The organism is Capnocytophaga sp. H4358, from assembly GCF_002302515.1.
Taxonomy (GTDB): domain Bacteria; phylum Bacteroidota; class Bacteroidia; order Flavobacteriales; family Flavobacteriaceae; genus Capnocytophaga; species Capnocytophaga canis.
Window position 1 is genome coordinate 561,117 of the sequence record NZ_CP022380.1, and the last position, 26,524, is coordinate 587,640.

21 protein-coding genes are annotated in these 26,524 nt (G+C 36.1%); 8 read left to right on the forward strand and 13 right to left on the reverse strand.

Annotated features, from left to right (window positions below):
- Positions 1–121 precede the first annotated feature (121 nt).
- Together hemN and rmuC are read left to right on the forward strand one after the other, a co-directional pair.
- Positions 122–1,486, forward strand: coding sequence for an oxygen-independent coproporphyrinogen III oxidase (hemN, locus tag CGC49_RS02395; protein ID WP_095911766.1), 1,365 nt, complete (start codon positions 122–124; stop codon positions 1,484–1,486).
- A 197-nt stretch (positions 1,487–1,683) separates the two neighbouring features.
- Positions 1,684–3,012, forward strand: coding sequence for a DNA recombination protein RmuC (gene rmuC, locus CGC49_RS02400; RefSeq protein WP_095911767.1), 1,329 nt, complete (start codon positions 1,684–1,686; stop codon positions 3,010–3,012).
- A gap of 65 nt (positions 3,013–3,077) precedes the next feature.
- Here rmuC and purB read toward each other — a convergent pair whose 3' ends face one another.
- Entirely contained in the window at positions 3,078–4,412 is a 1,335-nt protein-coding gene (gene purB, locus CGC49_RS02405) for an adenylosuccinate lyase (RefSeq protein ID WP_042008781.1), read from the reverse strand.
- A 97-nt stretch (positions 4,413–4,509) separates the two neighbouring features.
- Here purB and pdxH point away from each other — a divergent pair, with 97 nt between their 5' ends.
- The 4 genes from pdxH (at position 4,510) to CGC49_RS02425 (ending at position 7,481) form a co-directional block, all read left to right on the forward strand.
- Complete coding sequence (gene pdxH, locus CGC49_RS02410) at positions 4,510–5,157, forward strand: pyridoxamine 5'-phosphate oxidase (protein WP_095893335.1); 648 nt, start codon at positions 4,510–4,512, stop codon at positions 5,155–5,157.
- 82 nt (positions 5,158–5,239) lie between these two features.
- The gene (locus CGC49_RS02415; RefSeq protein ID WP_095911768.1) at positions 5,240–6,388 is read left to right on the forward strand and encodes a hypothetical protein; all 1,149 of its coding nucleotides are present in this window, start codon (positions 5,240–5,242) and stop codon (positions 6,386–6,388) included.
- On the forward strand, positions 6,388–6,957 hold the full coding sequence (locus tag CGC49_RS02420; RefSeq protein ID WP_042008772.1) for a hypothetical protein: 570 nt from the start codon (positions 6,388–6,390) through the stop codon (positions 6,955–6,957). Before CGC49_RS02415 ends, CGC49_RS02420 begins: the two co-directional genes overlap by 1 nt.
- Positions 6,957–7,481: a methylated-DNA--[protein]-cysteine S-methyltransferase gene (locus CGC49_RS02425; RefSeq protein ID WP_042008769.1), complete on the forward strand. Its 525-nt coding sequence runs from the start codon at positions 6,957–6,959 to the stop codon at positions 7,479–7,481. Before CGC49_RS02420 ends, CGC49_RS02425 begins: the two co-directional genes overlap by 1 nt.
- Positions 7,482–7,569: 88 nt before the next feature.
- Here the strand turns inward: CGC49_RS02425 and lpdA are convergent, their stop codons facing one another.
- The 8 genes from lpdA to CGC49_RS02465 form a co-directional block, all read right to left on the reverse strand.
- Positions 7,570–8,973, reverse strand: coding sequence for a dihydrolipoyl dehydrogenase (lpdA, locus tag CGC49_RS02430; protein ID WP_095911769.1), 1,404 nt, complete (start codon positions 8,971–8,973; stop codon positions 7,570–7,572).
- 139 nt (positions 8,974–9,112) lie between these two features.
- Positions 9,113–11,233 (reverse strand): ferrous iron transport protein B, encoded by a 2,121-nt coding sequence (feoB, locus tag CGC49_RS02435; protein ID WP_095911770.1) that lies wholly within the window; start codon positions 11,231–11,233, stop codon positions 9,113–9,115.
- Positions 11,230–11,478 (reverse strand): FeoA family protein, encoded by a 249-nt coding sequence (locus CGC49_RS02440; protein ID WP_042345664.1) that lies wholly within the window; start codon positions 11,476–11,478, stop codon positions 11,230–11,232. Before CGC49_RS02440 ends, feoB begins: the two co-directional genes overlap by 4 nt.
- Before the next feature lie 115 nt (positions 11,479–11,593).
- Positions 11,594–12,127: an OmpH family outer membrane protein gene (locus CGC49_RS02445; RefSeq protein ID WP_095893339.1), complete on the reverse strand. Its 534-nt coding sequence runs from the start codon at positions 12,125–12,127 to the stop codon at positions 11,594–11,596.
- A 57-nt stretch (positions 12,128–12,184) separates the two neighbouring features.
- Positions 12,185–13,003: an OmpH family outer membrane protein gene (locus tag CGC49_RS02450; protein WP_095911771.1), complete on the reverse strand. Its 819-nt coding sequence runs from the start codon at positions 13,001–13,003 to the stop codon at positions 12,185–12,187.
- Between the two features lie 95 nt (positions 13,004–13,098).
- Positions 13,099–15,642: an outer membrane protein assembly factor gene (locus tag CGC49_RS02455; protein WP_095912668.1), complete on the reverse strand. Its 2,544-nt coding sequence runs from the start codon at positions 15,640–15,642 to the stop codon at positions 13,099–13,101.
- Between the two features lies 1 nt (position 15,643).
- The gene (locus tag CGC49_RS02460; RefSeq protein ID WP_042008751.1) at positions 15,644–16,372 is read right to left on the reverse strand and encodes an isoprenyl transferase; all 729 of its coding nucleotides are present in this window, start codon (positions 16,370–16,372) and stop codon (positions 15,644–15,646) included.
- Between the two features lie 4 nt (positions 16,373–16,376).
- A complete protein-coding gene (locus tag CGC49_RS02465) occupies positions 16,377–17,072 on the reverse strand; it encodes a DUF6089 family protein (protein ID WP_095893341.1) in 696 nt (231 codons plus the stop codon).
- Positions 17,073–17,450: 378 nt separating this feature from the next.
- On the opposite strand from CGC49_RS02465, the gene rpe reads away from it, so the two are divergent.
- Together rpe and CGC49_RS02475 are read left to right on the forward strand one after the other, a co-directional pair.
- Entirely contained in the window at positions 17,451–18,095 is a 645-nt protein-coding gene (gene rpe / locus CGC49_RS02470) for a ribulose-phosphate 3-epimerase (RefSeq protein WP_042008744.1), read from the forward strand.
- A gap of 46 nt (positions 18,096–18,141) precedes the next feature.
- Positions 18,142–18,924, forward strand: coding sequence for a DUF4476 domain-containing protein (locus tag CGC49_RS02475; protein WP_095912669.1), 783 nt, complete (start codon positions 18,142–18,144; stop codon positions 18,922–18,924).
- A gap of 88 nt (positions 18,925–19,012) precedes the next feature.
- Here CGC49_RS02475 and CGC49_RS02480 read toward each other — a convergent pair whose 3' ends face one another.
- From CGC49_RS02480 to CGC49_RS02495, 4 genes are all read right to left on the reverse strand, one after another.
- Positions 19,013–21,646, reverse strand: coding sequence for a sodium/solute symporter (locus tag CGC49_RS02480; RefSeq protein WP_095911772.1), 2,634 nt, complete (start codon positions 21,644–21,646; stop codon positions 19,013–19,015).
- A 119-nt stretch (positions 21,647–21,765) separates the two neighbouring features.
- On the reverse strand, positions 21,766–23,397 hold the full coding sequence (locus tag CGC49_RS02485; RefSeq protein ID WP_095911773.1) for a RagB/SusD family nutrient uptake outer membrane protein: 1,632 nt from the start codon (positions 23,395–23,397) through the stop codon (positions 21,766–21,768).
- An 11-nt stretch (positions 23,398–23,408) separates the two neighbouring features.
- Positions 23,409–26,252 (reverse strand): SusC/RagA family TonB-linked outer membrane protein, encoded by a 2,844-nt coding sequence (locus CGC49_RS02490; protein WP_095911774.1) that lies wholly within the window; start codon positions 26,250–26,252, stop codon positions 23,409–23,411.
- Positions 26,249–26,524, reverse strand: a complete 276-nt coding sequence (locus CGC49_RS02495; protein ID WP_095911775.1) for a carboxypeptidase-like regulatory domain-containing protein — start codon at positions 26,522–26,524, stop codon at positions 26,249–26,251. The genes CGC49_RS02490 and CGC49_RS02495 overlap by 4 nt, the downstream gene beginning before the upstream one ends.

The window sequence follows — 26,524 nt, forward strand, 5'->3', positions numbered from 1 at the left end:
GTGATAAAAATCAAAATTATCAACCAAAAAAGAGTACAAAAAATCTTTTTTTATAACTAACTGATATATATCATTTTTTATTAACATAAACTCCCCTATTTTTGCGGGGTACTTGATAAGTATGACTGTTTCACTTATACAAAAATACAACGTTGCGGGGCCGCGTTACACGAGTTATCCAACGGTTCCATATTGGGATAATGAATCTTTTTCGAATGATAAATGGCTAAATAGTCTAAAAAGATCATTTCACGAAAGCAACAAAACAGAGGGAATCAGCCTTTATATCCATTTGCCATTTTGCGAAAGTTTATGCACTTTCTGCGGATGTCACAAACGCATCACCAAACGACACGAAATGGAGGGTCCTTATATTGATGCTGTTTTGAAAGAATGGAAATTATATTTAGATGTGTTGCAAGAAAAACCTCTCATTAAAGAGATTCATTTGGGAGGAGGCACACCAACGTTCTTTAAACCAGAAGAGTTAAAACGTTTGCTTGAGGGCATTTTTGAATATGCTGACATTGCTAAGGATAAAGAATTTAGCTTTGAAGGACATCCTAACAACACTACAGAGACTCATTTAAGAGTTTTGTACAGTTTAGGATTCGAACGAGTAAGTTTTGGAGTTCAAGACTATTCTTTAAAAGTTCAAAAGGCAATTCATCGCATACAACCGTTCGAAAACGTAAAAAAAGTTACAGAATGGGCAAGAAAAATAGGATATAAGTCCGTGAGCCATGATTTAGTATTCGGATTGCCTTTCCAGACTCTTGACGATGTGCTGTTTACTATTGATAAAACGAATAGTTTGCACCCTGATAGGATTGCGTTTTATAGCTATGCCCATGTTCCTTGGATTAAAGGTAGTGGACAGCGGGGATTTGATGAGAGCAACCTGCCTTCGGGGGAGGAAAAGCGGTTACTCTACGAAACTGGCAAGAAACATTTGATAGATGCAGGATATGTTGAAATAGGTATGGATCATTTTGCTTTACCAACTGACTCAATGTACAAATCATTTGAAACCAACAGCTTACACCGAAATTTTATGGGGTACACAGCCTCAAAAACCCAGGTAATGATTGGTTTAGGAATGTCCTCTATCAGTGATAGCTGGTACGGATTTGCTCAAAATGAGAAAGATTTGGAGGATTATTACGCACGGATCCAGCGGAATGAGATCCCTGTTTTTAGAGGACATATCTTAAATGAAGAGGATCTAATTATCCGTCAACATATCCTAAATTTGATGTGTCATTTCAATACTTCATGGGAGGAAGATAAAATGCACATCTCTGAAATAGAGTCCATTAAATCAAAATTAAATGAAATGGTCAGTGACGGTCTTATTGAGCTGAGGGAGAAAAGCATACGAGTAACCAATGAGGGAAGACCTTTTGTGAGGAATTTGTGTATGGCGTTTGATCTACGTTTACAGCGGAATATACCGAATACAAAAATTTTTAGTATGACTGTATAACAGATATAAATAAAAATGTTAGCTTCTTTTTAAGAAACTTCGTTGAATGTTATAAAGTAATCATAGTGATTGAGTTTTTTAGTTAGTGATTTGAGAAGGGATGGTTGTGAAATCTATCCCTTTTCTTTTTGTTTTATGTAAAGATTAAAGTATATTTGCTCTTCGTAGAAATAATTTTAACAAAAACATCACTCTTTATGGATGCAATCATATATATATTACTGATTTTCTTCTGTTTACTTGTCGGATTTTTCATCGGAAATTACATCAATAAATTAAAAACAAACTCTTTACTTTCCACAACTTTGGAACGAGAGGAGTTGCAACAACGAACGATTCAAGAGTTAGAAAATCGTTTAGCAATCGAAAAAGGTGAAAAGGAAGAAATCCGAAAAGAAAAAGAGGAGTTAAGTCTTTATTTGGCAAAATCGGATGTTGAAAAAGATCACTTGATAACTAAACTCAGAGAAAAAGATAAAGAATCTGAACAGCTTCAAGAAAGGTTTACCAAAGAATTTGAAAATTTAGCTAACCGAATTTTGGAAGAAAAATCATCTAAATTCACAGAACAAAACCGTGAAAATTTAAAGAATATTCTGAATCCACTGCAAGAAAAAATCAAAGATTTCGAGCAAAAAGTAGAACACAGCCAAAAAGAAAATATCAGTATTCACTCGGCTTTGAAACAGCAACTTATTGACCTGCAAAACCAAAATCTACGAATTACGAAAGAGGCTGAAAATCTGACGAAAGCACTGAAGGGTGACAGTAAAATTCAAGGGAACTGGGGTGAGTTGGTGCTGGAAAAAGTACTCGAAAAATCCAATTTGGAAAAGGGGCGGGAATATACTGTTCAGGAGTCATTTGTACGTGAAGATGGCACTCGAGCAATTCCCGATGTGGTTATTCACTTACCAGATGGAAAGAAAATAATTGTGGATTCAAAAGTTTCACTTACTGATTATGAACGTTTTGTAAATGCTTCAGAGGAAGAAAGACCTATATTTTTAAAGCAACATACTAATTCCATACGTAGGCATATTGAACAACTTTCTAGTAAAAAATACGAGGACTTATATACTCAAAGCCCTGATTTTGTGTTGATGTTTATTCCCATTGAACCTGCTTTTGCGGTAGCTCTACAAGAAGATGAATCGCTCTACACCAAAGCCTTTGCTCAAAACATTGTAATCGTGACTCCAACGACCTTATTGGCTACTCTTCGCACCATTGACTCCATGTGGACAAATCAAAAACAACAAGAAAACGCCTATGAAATTTCGCGTCAGGCAGGGGCTTTGTATGACAAATTTGAAGGCTTCGTCTCTGATTTGATTAAAATCGGTAAAAAAATGGATGAAGCGAAAGGGGAATATAGCAACGCTATGAATAAACTTGTAGAAGGAAAAGGAAATCTGGTACGTAGCGTTGAACGGCTAAGAGCTATGGGGGTAAAATCTAAAAAATCCTTACCCGAAGCTATTTTAAAAAGAGCTTTGCCTACAGATGAATGGAATGAGGAATAAAAATGCTATTCGAGGAATCAAAAAAAGTTTTAGATTCCTCAAATAGCTCTTTTTGAATTATTTATCTAAATTCCAGTGTAATTTTCTGGCTTGATGGCTTTTAACTCGGCTTTTATAACGTCAGAAACTTCCAAGGTTTCGATGAACGCTGCAATGGTTTGTTGATTAATTTTTTCGTTCGTACGTGTTAATCCTTTGAGGGATTCATACGGATTTGGATAACCTTCACGACGCAGAATCGTTTGAATAGCTTCTGCCACTACTGACCAATTTTGCTCCAAATCCCAACGAATTTTTTCTTCATTCAATAGCAATTTGTTCAGCCCTTTGAGGGTTGCTTTAAGTCCAATGAGCGTGTGTCCAAAAGGAACTCCTATATTTCTGAGTACGGTACTATCGGTCAAATCACGCTGTAAGCGAGAAATGGGTAATTTTGCAGACAAATGTTCAAAAATGGCATTTGCAATTCCTAAATTTCCTTCTGAATTTTCGAAATCGATAGGATTGACTTTATGTGGCATCGCTGATGATCCTACTTCACCTGCTTTGATTTTCTGTTTAAAATAATCCATTGAAATATACGTCCATACATCACGGTTGAAGTCTATCAGTATGGTATTAATACGTTTGAATGCATCAAACATTGCTGCTAAATGATCATAATGCTCAATTTGCGTGGTTGGAAATGAATGGTGTAGCCCTAATTTTTGTTCTACAAATTGAGTTCCAAAAGCCTTCCAATCAATAGCTGGATATGCAACCTTATGAGCGTTATAATTCCCTGTGGCACCTCCGAATTTTGCAGCAAACGGAACAGCCTTTAATTGTTTTATTTGTTCTTCAATACGTTTTTTAAAAACCTCAAATTCTTTCCCTAAACGAGTGGGTGATGCAGGTTGTCCGTGAGTGCGTGCTAATAGTGGAATATCTTTCCATTCATCAATCAACTGAGCCAATTTATCTATCACACCTTGTAATTCAACATAATAAACATTTGAAGTAGCTTCTTTTAGCGAAAGCGGAACAGCTGTATTATTAATATCTTGTGAAGTTAAGCCAAAGTGAATAAATTCTTTAAACTGGGAAATATTCAATCTGTCAAATGCGGCTTTGATAAAATATTCAACCGCTTTAACATCGTGATTAGTAGTTTTTTCAATATTTTTAACCTCCTTTGCTGCCTCTTGATCAAAATTTATATACAAATTTCTCAATTCAGGAAATAATTCAGTAGGGAATCCTTCCAACTGTGGCAATGGCAACTCACAAAGAGCAATGAAATATTCAATTTCAACCAAAACTCGATATCTAATAAGAGCTTCTTCCGAAAAATAAGGAATCAAGGAAGTTGTTTTATCGGCATAACGACCGTCAATAGGAGATATAGCTTGTAATGACATTGTGCTTTATGTTTTAAAAATAAGGTACAAATATAGAAAAATATTTGTTACCTCTCATGGTTTTTACGTACTTTTGTGATCTCAAAACAACTATTCTATGGAGAAAGATTTAGGAAATTACCGAAAAATTTATGATAAAAAAGTTCTTGTTGAGAATGATATCCCTGAAAATCCATTGCAATTGTTTCAAACGTGGTTTTACGAAGTAGAAGAAAGTGGCGGAGTGGACGAACCTAATGCAATGACGGTTTCAACCATAGGCTTGGACGGTTTTCCCAAAGCCCGAGTGGTATTGCTAAAAAAATACACTCACGAAGGATTTATTTTCTTTACCAACTACTCAAGTGAAAAAGGCAAAGCCATTGAAGTTCACCCAAATGTATGTCTTTCATTTTTTTGGGCTAATATGGAACGACAAGTAATTATCAAGGGAATAGCTGAAAAATTACCTGAAAATTTATCTGATGGTTATTTTGAATCGCGACCTCTCGGAAGTAAATTAGGCGCTTTAGTTTCGCCTCAAAGTGAGGTGATTTCAAGTCGTCACTATTTGGAAGAAACACTAGAAAATCTTGAAAAAGAATACATCAACAAAGAAGTGCTACGTCCATCATACTGGGGGGGATATTTAGTTCGTCCACAATCCATTGAGTTTTGGCAGGGTCGTCCTAATCGTTTACACGACCGAATACGATATACACTAACGGACGATTATGATTGGAGAATAGAACGATTAGCACCATAATAACAGATAAAAACTGTTAAAAAAAGCACAAAAACATCATGCACTACAGAAAAAAAAATACCTTTGCAGACAAAAATATATTATGAATTTTACAAGATTGACACAAAAAATTACGATTGCTTTTTTAGTTGCAATCACGTTTGTGAGTTGTTCTAAAGACGGAAAAGAAGATGACACAACTCCGCTATCTCGAGAAGAAGCAAAACAATTCATTGAGCAAACAACTGACAATTTTTACAATTGTCTTAAAGATTTAAACGATGGAGGCTTTTCTAATTTCTTCTACGAGAGTTTTTTTACCATTGCCGAAACAGTAACAACAACTCATACATACGGAAATCCTCCTTATGAATATGTTTATACTCAAGTAGAAAATCACTCTTGGATGAGTATCTTATCTGATGCTTTTGAAGATCAGTATGGTGATGTGTTTGAAGACTCTTTTAATTATCAATTAATGAAAGGAGTCTACACTTGGGACAATACATCTAAAAAATGGAAAAAAAGCAACGGAAATAACATAACTTTGCATTTCCCTTCAAAAAAAGACGCAACTACTAACAACGCCACACTGATTTTAGATGGCTATACAGACCAAACATTCACAATTGAAGGCAAAGAAGTTAAGTTGCCTAAAAGAGGGAATATTTCAGTTACCGTTGATTCTTCTAAAATTTTCAGCATAAAGGTAAATGATGTCGCATACATGCAGACAGGAGAATCAATTATGATTGAAAAAGCAGATATTGAAGCATATGCAAACCCATTTACTGCAAATCTAAAATGGAATAAAACCAGTGAAAATATATTCAGATTAGACTTTGTTTTCAGTTCTCCAAACGCGTGTTCTACATCATTGAAAGGAGAAGTAAAGCTAACTCACACCGACATTGAAAATATCAATCCAGAATCAGATATCGAAAAAATCACTTTAGAAATATCTCATAATGAATTAATAATCAGAAGTTTAGCTGATTTAAAAGGACTTTATGGTTCCAAAAAGAACATCGATGATATGTCAGCTGAAGAAATTAACTCATTCATCAAATCAGAGGTGTTCAAAAACTCAAAAAAGATAGCTGATTTAAAACTTGAAAAAGATAATACTGAAAAATTAATTCCTTATTTGATTTTTGAAGATGGTTCAAAAGAGAAAGCTGAGAATTTCGTTTCAGACTTTCCTGAAAGAGTAGAAAAGATTTTCAAAAGATTTTTTGAAGGAAGAAAATAATGAATAAAATAATCATTTTTTTTACAATATTATTTATAGCAAACATTGCTCTCGCTCAACAGGAGAGCAATGTTTCTTTTGTTACAACACAAAAGCATCAGGTTGGAATTGGTATATCTAAATTCGTGAATATGGCCTTTCCGAGTGACGCTAATGCTTTTTTGTTTGAATACAAATACTCTCCTAAGGAAAAACTCGGTTATCGCTTGGCTGGAGATTATCGAATAGAAACTACAGATGATGCCATTTACGATATTGGTCTAAAAATTGGGGTAGAAACAATATTTAAACAAAGTGGAAATTGGTCGTTCTACTATGGAATCGACCTATGGGGAAGGCATATTGATTATACTTCGCGAAAGCAGCGAACTAAAACACTAGCAATCAATCCTTTTTTTGGAATTTTATATAGAATTAGTAAGCACTTTTCTATATGTACGGAACCTGGATTCTTTATAAAATACAGTGTTACAAAGGATAACAATACTTTCGACTTGAAAAAAACTTCAGCATGGTTTGAAAGTCGGTTAGCAAAAATAGGCTACATTCAATTTAATTTTCATTTCTGATGATAGAAAACACCATTTATAAGAGCTACATAACCACACCCATCGGGGAATTGTTAGCATGTGTTTCTTCCCATGGAGTTTGTATGTTAGATTTTTATGACAATGAACAAACCGAAATAGAATTAGATAAGTTAAAAAAATGCTTTCAAGCCTCTATTGTTGAAGAAAAAACTCCTCTATTTTTAGAGTTAGAAAAGCAACTAAAAGCCTACTTTTCAAAGCAAATCACCGAGTTTAATTTACCTTTAGATCTTCGCGGTACGGATTTTCAACAACGAGTGTGGGAATCACTTCTCAACATTCCTTACGGAAAAACGATTTCATATAAAGAACAAGCTATCACTTTAGGTAACATCAAGGGCATTCGGGCAGTTGCCTCCGCCAACGGAATGAATCCAGTTGCGATTATTGTTCCATGCCATCGAGTAATTGGTCAAAATGGCTCCCTCATAGGCTATGCAGGAGGGCTCTGGCGTAAGAAGTTTTTACTTGAATTGGAAAGCAACCAACTGATATTGTATTAAAAACCGGAAAACAAGCTTATTTTACAAATCCAAAAAGAGATTGTCTTTGAGACAATCTCTTTTGGATTATAAACTTTATGAACCCTTATCAAACGTGTAACGCTCTATTATCGGTTGCTGCTAAAGCAGCTTCTTTAATAGCTTCTGTAAAAGTTGGGTGAGCATGACTGGTACGAGAAATATCTTCAGCACTTGCTTTGAATTCCATTGCGGTCACGGCTTCTGCAATCATATCGGCAGCACGAGCTCCAATCATATGCACTCCCAAAATTTCATCCGTTGTTGCATCAGCTAAAATTTTGACAAAGCCATCAACATCCATACTCGCTCGGGCACGTCCCAAGGCACGCATTGGGAATTGACCCACTTTGAAGGCAACTCCTTCAGCTTTCAATTGTTCTTCCGTTTTTCCGACAGCTGCCACCTCTGGCCATGTATAAACCACTCCTGGAATGAGATTATAGTCAATGTGTGGTTTTTGTCCTGCCAATTGCTCAGCCACCAAAACCCCTTCTTCTTCTGCTTTGTGGGCAAGCATCGCCCCTCGAACCACATCTCCTATGGCATAAATATTAGGTACCGAGGTTTGCAAATGACTATTTACCTCTACCCTACCTCGCTCATCTTTTTTCACTCCTACCACTTCAAGATTTAATCCTTCGGTATAGGGACGACGACCAACAGCTACTAAACAGTAATCCCCTTGCAAACTAACTTCTTCGCCTTTGCTATTAGTAGCCTTAACATTTACTACCTCACCTGAACGTGAAACTTCTTTAACTTGGTGACTTGTGTAAAACTTAAAACCTTGTTTTTTAAGTACCTTTGTGAGTTCTTTTCCTAAACCTTTATCCATCGTAGGGATAATACTATCCATATATTCCACTACGGAAACTTCTGCGCCCAAACGTCTATACACTTGACCTAATTCTAATCCAATAACTCCTCCTCCTATAACTATCAAATGTTTAGGGATTTCTTTAAGTTTTAAAGCTTCTGTTGAAGTTATGATTCTCTCTTTATCAACGGTTATGAATGGTAAGGTCGAAGGTTTTGAACCTGTAGCAATGATGGTATATTTTGCCTCAATTTCCTCAACTTGGTTCTCATTCGTAATCTTAAGTTGGGTATTATTCACGAAACTCCCTACTCCATGGAATACATCAATTTTATTTTTATCCATCAAAAAATTGATACCTGCACACGTTTGCTCTACTACGGTCTTTTTACGATCAATCATTTTTTCTAAACTGATTTTTACCTCACCAGTGATTTCAATTCCGTGAGCTGCAAAATGTTTTAGGGCATCTTCGTAGTGATGTGATGAATCTAACAAAGCTTTTGAAGGGATACATCCTACATTCAAACACGTACCTCCTAAGGTGTTGTATTTTTCAACAATTGCAGTTTTAAATCCCAACTGAGCCGAACGAATCGCAGCTACGTATCCTCCAGGCCCTGAACCGATGACTACAACATCATATTTTTTCATATATTTTCTTTATTTTTTGTATTAGAACCACAAACTTACGAATAAAAAAGAAAGATTACAAGGATTTAGAATCAATCATTGTATATTTTTCTCGAAATAACTGTATGTGAAAAAAAACAGCTAATTACCGTAGCATTCTCTAACTCAACCATACAAATGCAATCATCGCACTCAAGTAGGCTATGCCTGTCATAAAAGACCACTGTATTACTGTCCATTTCCAACTGTTGGTTTCTCGTTTAACAATGGCCATAGTACTGAGACATTGCATGGCAAAGGCATAGAATAATAATAACGAAATACCAGTGGCGAAGGTGTAGACAGGCGTTCCATCGGGACGAACTTCGCTTCGTAATTTATTCAAAATAGTGCGTTCTCCCTCCTCCTCTTCCGTATCTAAATCGGCTCCTAAACTGTAAATCGATGACAAGGTACTAACAAACACCTCACGTGCAGCAAATGATGACAAAACCCCAATACTAATCTTCCAATCATATCCCAAAGGTTTGAAAACAGGTTCTATGGCTTTCCCGATATATCCCAAATAAGAATATTCCAACTGCATAGATTCTACAAAATGAGCCTTTTCTGTTTTGTCCCATTGATTTTGCTGTGCTAGTACTTCGGCTTCTGCCTCAATATTCTCATATTTTTCGCCAACACCGTGAGAGCCTAAAAACCAAAGAATTATAGAGATTGCCAAAATAATTTTTCCTGCTCCCAACACAAAACTTTTGGTTTTTTCATAAACCGTAGTCCCCACATTCCGTAGTAAAGGCATCTTATAATCAGGCATTTCTACAATGAAAAAACTTTTATTTTTATTAATTTTCAGTATCTTATCCAAAATAAAAGCTGATAACAATGCCACCACAAATCCCAAAACATAGAGAGCTAATAAAGTAAGAGCTTTATAACTGATAAAGCCAACACTACCATCAGGAATTACTAATGCAATGATTATCAGATAGACAGGCAAACGAGCGGAACAAGTCATAAAAGGAGTAACTAACACAGTTATAAGTCGCTCCTTCCAACTCTCGATATTTCTGGCAACCATTACGGCAGGAATAGCACAAGCAACCCCTGAAATGAGAGGTACAACACTTTTCCCGTTAAGTCCGAAGCGTTTCATCAGGTTATCCATTAAGAACACTACCCTACTCATATAGCCACTTTCTTCCAATAGAGAGATAAAGAAAAACAAAATAGAAATCTGAGGTACAAACACAACTATCCCTGAAATTCCAGGAAGGATTCCTTGAGTCAGCAGATTTGTCAAAGCTCCCTCGGGCAAGATTTGCTCAGCCTTTCTTGAAAGCCAATCGAATCCCTTTTCAATCCAATCCATTGGGTAAGAACTCCAATCGTAAACGGCCTGAAAAACAAGCAGTAAGATAAGTGCAAAAATTAGATATCCAAATACTTTATGAATCAAAATTTTATCAAGTGAAGCACGAAGTCCTCGGGCATCAGCCAGATTAACGGAATAAGTCTTTTTTAAGATTTCATTAATATGTTTGTAACGCAAAATGGTCTCACGTTGTTTCAATCGCTTAATTTCGCTCTCTGATTTTGAACTTTTTACACCACTGAGATCAATTTCTTTGTATTGGTCGATAATATCTACGTTATGAGAAATTATTAGCCACAATTTATATGGATTTTCTTTGGGAAATAAATCTGCTATCCTTGTGAAATACCCTTCATCTAAGCTATTGATATTAAAAAACTTATCGGTTGAAAGTTCAGCATAATTAGTAATAATATCTTTTAGTTCATTCAATCCTTTTTTTGTTCGCGTACTCACTAAAACCACTTTTGTTCGTAACTCCTTCTCCAAGGCTTGAATGTCAATACTGATGCCACGTTTTTCCATCCGGTCGGCCATATTAACAATCAAAATCGTAGGCAAATTCAGATCCTTTATCTGTGTGAAAATCAACATATTTTGTTTCAGATTTTCAACATCGGTGACAACAGCTACCACATCGGGATACAATTCCCCTTTTTTATTCAACAGAATATTCACAGCAACGCGTTCATCCATTGAGTTAGCATTCAAACTATAGGTTCCAGGTAAATCTATAATTTCTGCTTTTGTTCCATCCGAAAGCTTACAATATCCAATTTTTTTCTCCACTGTAATACCCGGATAGTTCCCCACTTTCTGATTTAACCCTGTCAGAGCATTAAAAATAGAGGTCTTTCCCGTATTAGGATTCCCAATAAGAGCCACTCGTATGCTGTCTTTTGTCATATTTTTTCAATTTCAATTAATGAAGCCATTTCTTTACGGATAGAAAGATAGGAGTTATTCATGTTTACGTAGATAGGATTTCCAAACAACGATTTCTCAATAACCATAACTTCACTTCCAACAAAGCACCCCAATTCAATCAATTTTAATGGAACATTCTCAATATCAATATGTTTAATAACACCTCGTTCCCCTTTTTTTAGGTCTGAAATTGTCGTTCTATGTGCTGTGGAAATATTTTCCATAACTTATCTTTTATTTAGACTTATTTTTTGAGGCAAATATAGTAATAAATATATACATACAAAAAAAGGTTGCCTGAATGTTTCAGACAACCTCATATTAGATTATTTTTAAGTGTTAGAATTTCAACTCCTTTTTCACTGATTCGTACAAATCTGTTCCAGAAGCTACGATTACCCCTGAACCAGCACTCGAATCAAGTACATAGTGGATACCTTGTGCTTTAGCAACTTTTTCAATAGCAGCTTTCACTTTTTTCAAAATTGGCTCTACTAATTCTTGTTGTTTTTTCAATAACGTTTGTCTTGCGTTTTGCTCAGCTTGACGAATATTGTTTTCCATCGTTTGGATTTCTTCTCCTTTTTTCTCAAACTCAGCTTGTCTTGCTTTTAACTGAGCTTCAGATAGAGAAGCTGCCTCATTTTGGTAGGTCTGAGCTTTGGTTTGAAGTTCTTTGATAGACGCTTGAATATCAGCGGTATAATTTTGCTCCAATTTTTTCAATTGAGCCTCTGCTGCTTTTCTCTCAGGCATTTCTTCAAGAAGTTTTTGTACGTCAATGTGTGCTACTTTCACTTGCGCAGTTGCCATTGATGTTGCTCCAAAAATAAGAGCTAACACTACCATAATTGTTCTAATGTTTCTCATCATCCTTAATAATTGTTAAATTAATAATTAGTCTTGTTTATTTTAAATCGTTTTTATTATTTATTTCGTTACTTGCTGTTTCCTTCTGGCTTCTCGTTCCTCTTGTTGCTTTTTGATTCGCTCCTCCCGTTCTTGCTGTTGTTGCTTCACCTTGGCTTCTCGTTCACGATCTCGCTGTGCTTTTTCTTCTGCCTTACGTTTTCGTTCTTGTTCGTACACCTTTTGCCGTTCAGCCTGTAGCTTTGCACGTTCTTTTTCTATTTCACGTTGGCGTTTGGTTCGTTCATCGACAAACTCAAAATCGTAACTTTCTTTTAATAACTCGGTAAAATCCCGATTCCTATCCTCTGCATTATCTTTACGTTTTAAGACCAGTAACACTACGTTACTCAAATTGTGTTGATTGGCAGAGTAGAGCATCGACACTTCACTTTTTTCAAAAACCATGTCGTAATTTCTGAGCTTCCCTATCTCTTGAACTATATTAAACACCTGATCTTGAATTGGTTTAGCTAACATAAACTTTTGAGTAAAGTACTCTCCTTCCTTTCCAAACTTCTGTTCCTTGTAGGCATTTAACTGATATTCTAATAAGGCGATTTCTTGCTCTTTATCCTTAATGAGTTCAGGCGTCAACAAGGATTTTTCAGCGTCAAGTTTCTGTTTCTCTTTCTGAATATCGGCTTCCCGCTTTTCAATTTCAACCTGCCACTGAGCTACTTGAAGTGCAAATTGCTCACTTGCTACTTGATATTCTTCCAAGTTGGACAGGACATAATCCATATCGACATACCCTATACGTGAACTTTTTTGTGCATAAAGCATCGTTGTTGCGATGAGCAAACCTAAACTGATTATATTTTTTACAATTTTATTCATCACTTACAAAACAGGAATGTGATAATCAAGCTAATAGTTTTGGATTTACATTTATTACGCATAACCTTTTCTACTACAGAAAATATCATGCCAAATTAGAATTGCTGTCCAAAAATAAAATGCGTTTGCCATCCCCCCACGGTATTTGAGCCTAATGGTTTGTCAAATCCATATCCAAAATCAATCCCCAACATACCGAACATCGGCATAAACAAACGCAATCCTAATCCTGCCGAACGCTTCAACTGGAATGGGTTAAAATTAGAAAAACCTGTGTAGGTATTTCCTCCCTCAGCGAATGCCAATCCATAAATAGAAGCCATCGGTTTTAACGTGATTGGATAACGTAACTCCAAAGAGAATTTATTGTATATGTTATCTCCTCCATCGGACGAAAGCGAATAATTAGTATATCCACGCATTTGGATATTTTCACGTCCGTCCATGTTGTAATACCCTAAACCATCTCCTCCCATAAAGAATCTTTCAAAAGGAACAATTCCTCTATCTTTGTTATACGCTCCTAAGTATCCGAATTCTGTACCTAATTTCACCACGAACTTATCAACAATATTGGTATACCACGTTCCTGAGGCTTTCAATTTGTAGTACTCCAACCAACGAAAACGCTCTTGGTCGATAGCTGCAACGGCTGCCATATCACCATTTGCGAACGCATTAACTCTTTGAGATGCCAAGGCTGCATAATCAACTCCATTGAAGATTGAATAAGGAGGTGTTATTTTGGCACTCACTGAGAAATTGCTTCCCGTCATTGGGTAGATTGGATTAGGGCCACTTGAGTTTCTTGAAAGGGAGATAGTGTACGAAAACGCATTCGAGTTTCCTTCTTGGAAAGAGAACAATCCTAATGAGTAATTCTTCAAATCATAGTTGTTGAAACTGAACAAATGTGAAATTTGAAAATAATCATCTGGCACTCGCAAACGCTTTGCTATTCCTAAGTTAATTCCCGTAATATAAACTCGTCTACTCTTATCCACATCGTAGGTTCGATAGTCGTATCCAAACTGCTCAGTTCTGTTAAATGACAGTGAAAACTGCACAGGTTGTTTACCTCCTAACCACGGCTCCATAAAGGAAAATCCATAAGTTCTGTAAAATCTACTTGCTTGTAAATTAATTGATAGAGATTGCCCATCTCCCATAGGAAGAGGCATTTTTTGCATATAGGCATCTTTATCAAATAATTTTCTTACGGAAAAGTTATTGAATGAAAGAATCAAAGTTCCGATGAATGAACCTCCTCCATATCCTCCTTGCAACTGCACCTGGCTTCCGCCTGATTCTGTTAGGTCATACTCTAAATCAACAGTCCCTTGAATTTCATCGGGATTTTTGATGTTTGGCGAAATATTTTGAGCATCAAAGATACCCAATTGACCTAATTCTCTTACAGTTCGGATAACAGCATCTTTGTTATATAAGTAGCCCGGACGCGTACGAAGTTCTCGATAAACTACGTGATCGTTGGTTCTTAAGTTACCTTTGATGGTTACCTTGTCAAAATAAGCGGGTTTACCCTCTTTAATTCTTAGCTCAAAATCAATGGTGTCATTTACTACAGAAGTTTCGACTGGAAAAACATCAGCAAACAGATAACCGCTGTTTTGATATAAATTGTAAATATCATCAGAATCAGGTTTTGAATTATCTCTAACCCGTTTTTTTAGCACCACTCCATTATAAACATCTCCTTTTTTTACACCTAAAACCTGATGTAAAGCGTGATCACTATAAATTGAGTTTCCGAGAAAACGAATATCTCCAAAATAATATCTACGACCTTCTTCCAATGCAATATTTACTTGAAGTTTTCCATCAGCATCGTATCCGACGGTATCCTTGGTGATTCGTGCATCACGATATCCGTTTTCTTTATAGAAATCAATAAGCGACACCAAATCTTGATCGTATTCCTTAGCTACGTATTTAGAGCGTTTCCAAAAGCGTCCAAATAAGCGTTGTTTTGTTTTTTTCATTTTTCTTCGGAGAGTTGCATCCGAGAATTTTTCATTTCCTTCAAAATTAACGTTTGCTATTTTCACCTTGTTCCCTCTGTCAACATGGATGAGCATATTCACTCCGTTAGCATCAGTGGTATCAACCTTGGTATCAATAGTCACCTTAGTATCAAAATATCCCTCCTTTCTATACTTGGTAATAATGTAGTTTTTAGTATCAGCAATTAAACTTTCGGTCACTTTAACTCCTGGTTTGATTTTAGCATCTTCCAACAAAGTTTCGCCTTTTTTGGTTCGTACTCCCGTAACCTTAGCTGTAACTAAAGATGGTATTTCCTTGATTACCAACTCTAAAAAAGCCTTATCACCTTCCACACGTTGGATATAGATATCAATATCACTAAATAATTTATATCCCCATAATTTATGGATAATTGCACTGAATTTCTCGCTAGGGATAACTATTTCCTCCCCTACTTTCAACCCCGAGGACACTAAAATAGTCTGAGGATTATACCGCTGTGAACCAATCACTTCGACACCTCCGATAATATATTTTTTCCCTTCTTTCAACGTCAAACGCTCTTCTTCTTGTGCGTTTACTAACCCAACGATAGCTGACAGTGCTATGAATATATATTTTTTTAACGACATATTAAAGTTGTTCACTTGTTTTTCCAAATCTTCTCTCTCTCTGTTGATAATTTAAAACGGCCTCGTTCAGATGTTTTTTTGAAAAATCTGGCCAAAGGACATCGGTAAAATACAGTTCTGCATACGCAATTTGCCATAGCAAAAAGTTACTTATACGACATTCTCCACTGGTTCTTATAAGTAAATCTACATCAGGCAAATCATGTGTGTAGAGATATTTCTGAATTGTTTTCTCATCAATATTTTCAACCAAAATGGCACCTTTTTTCACATCGCTTGCTATGTTTTTTATGGCAGTCTGCAACTCCTCGCGCGAACCATAGCCTAAAGCTAAAGTGAGTGTCAAACCTGTGTTATGTTCCAACTTAGCAATAGTGGTTAATAATTCTTCTTTGACTTTGGTAGGAAAACGGTCTAAATTCCCAATGGCGTTCAGACGGACATTATTTTTATTCAATTTTTCAAATTCTTTTTTCAAAAACTTGACTAACAACTCCATCAAACCATTGATCTCTTCTTTCGGACGATTCCAATTTTCAGTTGAAAATGCATATAGCGTCAGAAATTCTATTCGATGTTCAACACAATATTCCACTGAATCACGAACGGCATCGACCGCATTTTGATGACCAAAAATACGCATCATACCTTTCTTTTTCGCCCAACGCCCATTACCATCCATAATAATGGCTAAGTGTTTTGGATAATTTATGATTTGCTTATTTTCCATTTTGTTATTCTCTGCAATAGCAAGGTTTTCTACCGAATGTGTACGTTAGTGTAAACCCAGAAAAAGTATACCAGTCGTTGCTTGTTTTATTTCCAAATGACAAATTACCTCCTGATGGAAGACTTCCATCCAAATTATTGGTAAACGTAAAGCGAGTACCAATTTCAGCGGCTAAAATCCATCGAATTGCTATTTTCATTTTAAAGCCCATTACCACAGGAATCGCCCAAGCACGATGCCTATTAGGCATTTTTTGTGCTTCTAACGGACGTGTGGTTAGATTCTGAAAATATAATTCGTCTACATCAACATAAGATGCACCTGTAAAAAAATAAGGAGTCATTGGCATCTCCAACAAATTATCCATATTGAATTTGAAGAAGTTATATTCCAATCCTAACATAGTCTCCGTCAAATTATTGGAAAAAGCAAACTGTCTTTTAACCTTCGCAGCAATATCAGACTGTATATCATTGGCTCTCAAATTTGTTTTGGTTACTTGAAAACGCAACGATACTCGGTCATGAAAATTCCATTTATATATACCTCCATAAGCCAACTTATTGGGAAACACATAGTAAGTCCTACCTACATCGCTAATAGGGTTACTGCCTCCTAAAAAAACACCTATTTCGTGTCCCTGAGCATTCATTAACTGAATCCCTAAGAAAGCTAACAAACTACATAGATACTTATACATACATTAATGACAAAGTGCAAATATATGAGTTTTATAGAAAATCTACCCTTTTTTTTCGATATAATTTTTATTTAACTATTTCACTTTTGATAATATATAAAAAAACAACGCGTCAATAATCATTTAAAGTTTTGATTTTCATACATATAGAATTACATTGTAATTTAGAACGTTTATTTTTAGTTTTATTACATATTAACATTTTTTGAATCTAAGATTTTTGGCATTTTCACAAGTATCTATTACATGAAACAAAAAAACTTTACTCCCACAATTCGTAAAGAAATCACGCGAATAAAATGCTAAAAATTTTAAAAAAGAGATGTCGATATGTTTTTATATTGTATTTTAGCCCCAAAATTAATTTAGTTACCAAAAATGATTTTAGCACCTTCAATTTTAGCAGCCGATTTTGGCAATTTACAACGAGATGTTGAAATGGTCAATCAAAGTTTAGCGGATTGGTTCCATATCGACATTATGGACGGCGTTTTTGTTCCAAATATTTCTTACGGAATGCCTGTACTTGAAGCTATTAATAAACACGCTACCAAACCTTTAGACGTGCATTTGATGATTGTTGATCCTGACAGATACATCTCAACATTTAAGAAGTTAGGAAGTCATATTTTAACAGTTCATTACGAAGCATGTACACATTTACACCGCAGTGTCCAAGCTATTAAGAATGAAGGAATGAAAGCGGGAGTGGCGTTGAATCCACACACACCTGTCAATGTTCTGGAAGACATTATCCAAGAAGTTGATTTAGTACTAATTATGAGTGTAAACCCCGGATTTGGCGGACAATCATTCATTGAAAACACCTATAAGAAGATTTATCAATTAAAAGAACTCATACTCAGAAACAAATCAAAAGCGCTGATTGAAGTGGACGGTGGCGTAACCAACAAAAATGCTCGTCAATTAATGGACGCTGGTGCAGATGCTTTAGTAGCAGGTAGTTTTGTTTTTAACTCATCGAATCCAATGCAAACGATTGAGGGAATGAAAAAACTTTAGGCTCATTTTGGCACGAATTTAGATGGCGTATAAAAAAAGAATCATCATGAGAAAGATTTTTTATGCCACTATAATCCTTCTTCCTTTTGTGGTAAAAGGACAGGAAATCGGTTCAGCTGGTCGCTGGTTACAGAATGAAAACCGAAGAAGTGAAGCTACTGATAGATACATACCCTCAAACCTGAGTTATCGATGGGAAATGACATACGATTTAGGGTATGCGGAAGTTTTTATACGCATCCCAGAATCGGGGCGTTTCACTCTGCAGTTGGGTGAACAAGAAATCACTAACAGTAATGGTATGTTCCGTTTTTTTGATGTACCTGCTGTTAATCAAGAACTTAGCATATACTACGGCAGACGGTTGGTATATCGTGTAACCATCACTCCTCGCGACAATACGCGCATGGTCTTAGACTTTTTCTCTCGTCGAGGTTTATTCCTTTTGGAAGAAGTTAACTTAAACAATGTAAGGGAAATACATTATGGCAGACGATGGAACGATGTTTGGAATCATTCTTACGGAAGACGAAATAACACCTTGGATTTCAACTACTTTTTAAGAATGTTTGAACAACAAATGTTTGATAAAGATAAATTAAAATTCTTCCGTATGGAAAACGGAAATTCGTCATTTACAACAGCTCAAGTTGGAGAATTGATGAAGAGATTAAGTTTTGATGACAATCGGCTAATTTTGGCCAAAGAGGCATATGATTATGTAATTGACAGAGAACTTTACTACCAATTGTATGATATGTTTCAATTCCGAAGAACGGCTAATGAATTTTCTGACTTTTTAACGAATATACGTTCTTTAAGGAGATAATAACAAAGAATGGAAGAAACCAATATAGGCTAACCTAAATTTAGGTCAGTCTATATTGGTTTTAACAAAAACAGCAACAAATTTCGTACTACTTATTTCTGTATTTCCATGTAATACCATTTACTTCTTTCTTATTCGGAATTAACATACTGAGAATAAACGCTACAATGATAGACGATACCATTCCTATAAGCCCATAAAGAAGAAACGAAAGACTGGTGTATGATTTGACTCCGTAGAGAATCAAAACTCCAGAGATGAGTCCAATGAGAGCTACGGTACCATTAACTCTTGGAAAGAAAATTCCTAAAATAAACAACGCTCCCAAACCACTGGTCAACAACCCTAAAAAGGTATTGAACTGATCCCACAACGAAGCAATATTCCAAGTAGCTAACACAATTGCCATTGCTGTCCCTAACAAACCAATAACGACTCCTGACCAACGAGCTACATTCATCTGCCCTTTAAATGAAGTATTTTTAAAAATTGTTTTGTAAAAATCAGACGTAATGACAGCTGAAACCGAATTTATATTGGAAGAAAGCGTACTCATCGCTGCTGCAAAAATCGAAGCTATTAACAATCCCGACATTCCAACAGGCATCTGAGAAACAATAAACTGAGGAAAAATAGAGTCAATATTTGGGTCAGTAATCGACATCTGCTCCGGGTTCGATTTGTAGAATGCAAACAAACCTGTTCCAAGCAAGAAAAACAATATACTCACGGGAACACTCACAATTCCATTAAGCCATATGCTTTTTGCCGTCGCCTTTTCATTAACAGTAGACATGTAACGCTGTACCACCGATTGGTCACTGGTATAAGATATTAAAGTGTTTGCAAGGCCTCCGAAAACAACTACCCAAAATACAGGCTGTGAGAAATCAAATCGAAAATCAAACGTGTCTAATTTATTGAAAGTAACAGTTGTATTCCAAAATTCACCAAACCCACCATCAATACCTACTACCATCACAATAAAAGCAACTATAGCTCCTCCTACCAATATAAACCCTTGGATCACATCGCCCCAAACCACAGCCTCCATACCGCCACTGGTGGAATAGATAATTGTTACAATACTCATCATCAAAATAGCATAATAAATATTGAACCCTGTTACTGCATTAAGAGCTAAAGATGGTAAAAACAATACAATAGCAATACGACTGATCATGAAAAAACTAAACAGTGCTGAAGCCACCCAGCGAACTGGTCGATTGAAACGTTTTTCCAAATATTCATAAGCTGTATCCAATTTAAATCTCAAAAAGAAAGGTAAAAAAAAGCGAATAATGAAAGGTACTGCCAAAATAATGGTCATATTAAACATTAACATACGCCAGTCAGTAGCATAGGTTTTCGCAGGAATCGAGATGAAAGTAATGGCACTGAGCATCGTAGCGAAAATACTAATCCCAGCAGCCCACCACGGAATGCGTCCTCCACCTTTGAAGTAATCATCCGTATTTTTATTATTTTTCATGAAGAAAAATCCTAACATTAACATGCCGATCAAATACAATGCTAAAACGGCGTAGTTTAACCAGCCAAACTCACTATCCTTGGAGAACGATAGTTTGGTAATATAAGGTGAACGAATTCCTGGTTTCTGCTCTCCTCCCGCAACATAAAGTTCCTGTTTTTGAGCATCATAAAAAACAGAAGCTACAGCAACCGCTTTATCTGTACTACCTAAATTAAACCACTCATCGGTAATGGTGTTATAGACCAAAACGTCAGTTTCAAAACCCTTGTGGGCTTTCCAAAGTTGATTACGAAGTTCTATATTTTCATCATAAATAGCTTGTTCCACTTGATTAAAAATAACTCCTGTGTCACCTCCAAAAAGTAAAATACTCGACGCTCCAATTTTTGAAGCATTCGCAACGGCCAATGGTAAAACTTCTTTATTTTTTTGAATATCTTTAATTGGAAACCACTTGTTTAAAGAAGGTTTAAAAGTATATGCCTGATGGTAAAATTCTGTAAGATTTCTCCCATTTTGATTTCTTCCTCCAAAAGCAAATAAAGCGATTTCTGTACCATTCTGTTGTGCTACCATAGCTGCTCCTGATACTTTTTGAGGATAAGCAGGTAAAGTTTCCCATGTTGCGTCTGTTTTTTGTAAATCTAATCTCAAGAATTGGTTTAACGAACCGTTATCAGCAGTTTGCCCTCCTAAAAGATAAACACTATTTCCAACAACCTCAGCTACAGCACTTTTTACAGGGATTGGCAAATCGGCATAATGTTTTAGGATTATTTTCCCGTTGTTATATGAAATAGAAAAAACTTTGGACGACAATCCTTCGGAAGTTTGTCCTCCAAGACAAAGCAAACCATCTGAAATAGTGACATATGCTCCTTCTGCAATGGCTTCGGGGAGGTCTTCGGCTTGATAAATAGAGGTTAAATTACCATCTGATTCAACCTGAAATACAAAAACTGTTTTTGAAAATTGCTTTTTCCCTCCTTGCCAAGGTTTTTCAGTAGGAAAGTGAGACCCTCCAGCTAAAATGAAGTATGAGGCATGTTTACCAAAATAGGTTCCTGCTAAGCCTTCATGAAGTTGTGGTAGTTTTTCTAAACTTTGTGTATCAAAAATAGTAGTTTGATGAAATTGTGTGGCTGTTTTCTTATTTTCTTGCGAAAAAATGGCACTACTGCAATGCAAAAAGAGTAGCACTAAGCATAATTGAAACTTGTTTATCATAAAAAATCATTTTGGAAACGAACAAAAATACACTATTTTCCAACAAAAACAAAGGTTTTAGAAATAAAAAGGCTGCCTAATTTCTCAGACAGCCAATTATTGAATTATAATTACATCACTTAAAAATTAGGAGTTCCTGTATCCCACCACAAACGTGTACCAGGAGAGTCTTTTCCTTTCAAGAACTGAACTGCTTTGGCCACTTCTTCTTTATTAGTTCCTGTGCGTTCATTTTCAGGAAAACGCAAACGACGAATCATAACGTTAGAGTCAATTTCACCACCACTATTATTCACCTCAATAGGGAAAAGTTTTGGATAACCCGTTCTACGGAATTCAGCCCAAGCTTCTGCTCCGTCAGGGAACATAGCAATCCATTTTTGAGTGATAATTTTCTCCAATTTTTCTTCGTTGGAAGCACTCTCATCCCATTTTACAGTTACAGTTGAAACAGCAGGTTTATCATACAATTTTTCTTTAGGATCTGTATAATCCGCTGGTTTGTTTGTATCGTTTTCAATATAAGCATTTGCTCCAGAAACGCCCCATTGTTCAATGGAAAGTTCAATACCTTTCTTATAAAGATTTTCAGCCGTATCTCCCATGTTCCAACCTCTTAGAACTCCTTCTGCACGTAAAAAATACACTTCCGCAGCGGTCATTAAGGTAATAGGAGTGATGTTTCTTTTTGACATATCGAAACGAGCTCCCAAAGTGGAATAACCTGAACGTAAATCTTTAGCTTTCATATTGATACCTTGACGAATACCTTTATATTTTCCATTCACGTTTTGGTCTTTATCAGTAGCTTTTGAAAAATATTCGGACAAACGAGGGTCTTTCAATCCTGTTAAAATAGATTCCATATCAGCACTCATACGTGAATCTCCATAGGCATTAGCAACAACGATAAGTGGATGTCCTATGTCTGTTGTAGGAACCAAGACATTATCTGCATTCGTTGTAAAAACTCCATACGCATTGTTAATTGCTTTTTCAGCCTCTTTTTGTGCTAATGAAGGATTAACTTTTGACACCCTCATTGCAAGACGCAAACGCAAAGAGTTCGCCCATTTGAGCCATTTTGTGTGTACACCTCCGTAAATCAAATCCGAATCACCCAAACTATTCACATCTTTATTTGGTCCTGCTAAGTGAGCTTCCAAATAAGAAACGGCTTCATCCAATTCAGTGAAAAATTGGTTGTAGATTGCCTCTTGTGAATCATAAGGAGTCGTGGTTCCTCCCAAACCATATTTTGAATATGGAATCGGCCCGTAAAGGTCTGTTGACTTATGCATACCTGCCACTTTGAGAATCAATGAGATGGCATATACGTTCAACGACTCTTTCTTATCCAAGGTCTCAGCCTTCACATTGAACCAAGGCTTCATGATGTTATTATTATACATACCAAAAGCAAACTGATTCCATCCCTCCATCATATGGTAGTTGATATTATTCTTATCATTGTTAAAGGGTGTAGGAGGTGTTAAATAACCACTGAACATATCAGCATTTAAGTTTTGTGCTATTTGGAATTCCCAGTTTCCTTTACTGTTATTATAGTAAATAGACTGTTCCATTTGGGGGAAGAAAGCCTTTAAGTGTATCCAATCTATCTTTTTTATTTCTTCCGTCAAAGCATACTCATCTCTGTTGTACTCTTCAAACTTATCTGTACAACCTCCTAATGTAGTTGCTAAAGCTACAAATACCAATGATTTTACGGATATTATATATTTTTTCATAGTGTTTCTAATTAAAAGTTAATATTCATGCTAAATCCTATACTTCGTGAAGCAGGCATACTGAATAAGTCTGCATTAGACAATCCGTTACTACTTGTTGATAGTGTAATTTCAGGGTCGTAAGGAGCTTCGTTGTAGAAGAAACCTAAATTACGTCCTATAAGAGACAATCTAACACTTTCTACGTATTTGATACGTTCTACAAGTGATTTTGGAAGAGTGTAAGACAGTGAAAGCTCTCTTAAACGAACATTAGTTGCTGAATAAACTGAAGTTTCTCCCGCAGGTGCTACTTTGTAGTAAGTTTGAGCGTCTATTTTTTGATTGAAAGCTGTTTGTGTTACTACGTCTGGGCTTCCTGTTACTTTTGTTGTAGTTACAAGTGTTCCTGTTAAAGGAATACCTCCGTTATCACGAGCTTCTGCTGAACGTTGGCTACGTCCGAAACGGTCAAGGATGTTTTGTGTTGATGAAATGACATTTCCTCCAAAACGTCCATCAATTAACAATCCTAATGAAAAGTTTTTATATGAAAACTCATTTTTAAATCCTATCAAGAATTTTGGATTAACGTTTCCGATATACTCAAAATCATCGCTTTGTTGCAATTGAATTCCTTTATCTACACCATTTTCGATAGTCTGCGTAAGAAGAATATTTCCTTGATTGTCTCGTTTAAGACGTTTTTCGTACATACGTCCCCATTCCTCTCCTTCTTTAAGACGGAATCTATAACCAACAGACGATATTTCAAATCCTTTATCCAAATATTGAGATGGCAATGAAAGTACAGTATTTTTGTTGGTTGAATAGTTTAAATACCCATTCCATTGGAAATCATTTGTTTTGATTGGAGTGAAACCTAAAGTAAGTTCAAATCCTTTATTTTCAACTTCTCCAGCATTGATGTAGTATTGTGAATACCCCGAACCAGAGGTGTTATCTACCTTAAAGTACTGATTTTCAGTAACTGTTTTATATACAGCGGCATCAAAAGTAAAGCGTCCACCCAAAAATCTTAGATTGACCCCTGCCTCAAGAGAATTAGAGCGTTCTGGTTTTAAATCATCGAAAGGTTTCACGGTATTAGCTTCGATAACCCCTCCTTTTTGCAATTTGTCATAAGGCTCTGTTAATCCCCATGGCATATCGTTACCTACTTGTGTCCAAGAGAAACGAAGTTTACCGAAATCAAGCCACTCTGGTTTTGCTTCATTTTGGTCCAACATTTCTGTAAAAACGAAAGATGTACCTACTGATGGATAGAAATAGCTTCTATTGTTGGCAGGTAAAGTAGAAGACCAGTCATTACGTCCTGTCACATCTAAATAAAGCATTTCATTATAACCTAATGACACGGTTCCGAATACAGATTGCAATTGTCTATGTGTTCTCTTATTATCGGAACCTCCTTCTATTCCAATGTAGTTTCTCAAGTCAAAAAGATTTGCTATTGCCAAGTTGTGAATTTGGATTTCATTAGTAGTCTCTTTTGTATCAGAAATACTTGTCCCTAATGTGGCACTTATTGAGAATTTTTCATATGATTTGTTTGCAGTCAAAAGAGCGTCCGCGTACATCAAAGCATAATTTTGGGTTTTATGATCATAACGACCTCCTTTTCCTGTTAGGGTAGTCATTCCTGCATGTACTTTTCGTTCTCCTAAAGTAGCTGTTTTATCATAACTTCCTCGCAATTGAAGATTTAACCAACTTGTAAAATTAAATTTAGTATTTAATTTTACAATCGCTTTCTCTACGTTGTATGAATAATTATGACGATTGATTAACCAGTATGGGTTTTTATAAACATCGATTTGGTTTGCCCAGTTCATGGTCATTAAGCCATTCCGTGAAGGATCAGGCACTTCATAAACATCTCTGTATGAATTAAATGCTGTTGTTCCTGCAGGGAAAAGATATAATCCTAAGATAGGGTTAAAATACTGTCCTGGAGCAGCAGGTGCATTTCCTGTATCTTGATGCGTAAGTGCAACACTTCCGTCTACTTCAATAAAATCATCAAAAAGAGAAGTTGTAGAACGCAAACTCAAATTATGTTTATCGAACGTATTATTAGGCATAATACCTGTTGCGGTAGTATTTTGATAGGAAAGAAAATTTTTAGTCACTTTATTCCCTCCGCTAACAGAAACCCCATTTTGTGACATGAATCCTGTGTTGAAGAAATTTTTCACAAAATCATTGCTCAAATCTTGATTGGTACGTGGCGCTCCCCAAGCATCCATTGATGATTGACTCACACCATCAACTCCCATTGTATAACGATCTTGGAATTTATAAGTCAAATAAGGAACGTCTGCTTGAACAGAAGAAGTAACTGACACTGCTATCTTTTCAGAATTACCTCTTTTAGTGGTAATCAAAATTACACCGTTAGCTGCTTGACTACCGTACAAGGCCGCAGCTGTAGCACCTTTTAAAACGTTGATACTCTCAATATCTTCTGGGTTAATACCTGCCATACCGTCTCCGGTATCAATACCTCCGCCGTAGCCATCACCAATAGCAGAACCTGAAAAAGCTCCACTGCTAATAGGCGTTCCATCCACTACGTAAAGAGGTTGGTTGTTCCCTTGAATAGAACGATTACCACGCAACACTATTTTTACAGAGCTACCTACTCCTGAACCTGAACCTGAAACAGACATACCTGCCGTTTTTCCTGCCAAAGTGTTCAAAACGTTGCTCGAAGGGACATCCGTCAATTCCTTACCTGAAACAGTTTGTGTAGCATACGACAAACTTTTTTCTTGTCGCTTGATACCCAAGGCCGTAACCACCACTTCTTCCAATTGCTCTGCCTCTTCTTTTAGTAAAACGTTGATTATCAAATCTTTACCCCCCCTGTCACAATCTTCTCTTGAGAGGTAAAACCTAAGGAACTAAAAACCAAAACATCACCCGAATTGACTTTGATTTCATAGTTTCCATCGAAGTCTGTGGAAACTCCACGAGAAGTATTTTTGACTGAAACACTCACTCCCGCTAACGGAATTTTATTTTCATCAGTAACGACTCCTTTTACTGATACAGTTTGTGCTAATAACGAACTGGAACACCAGCCTAACACAAAGATAAACAATGTTAAAATTTTTACTTTCAT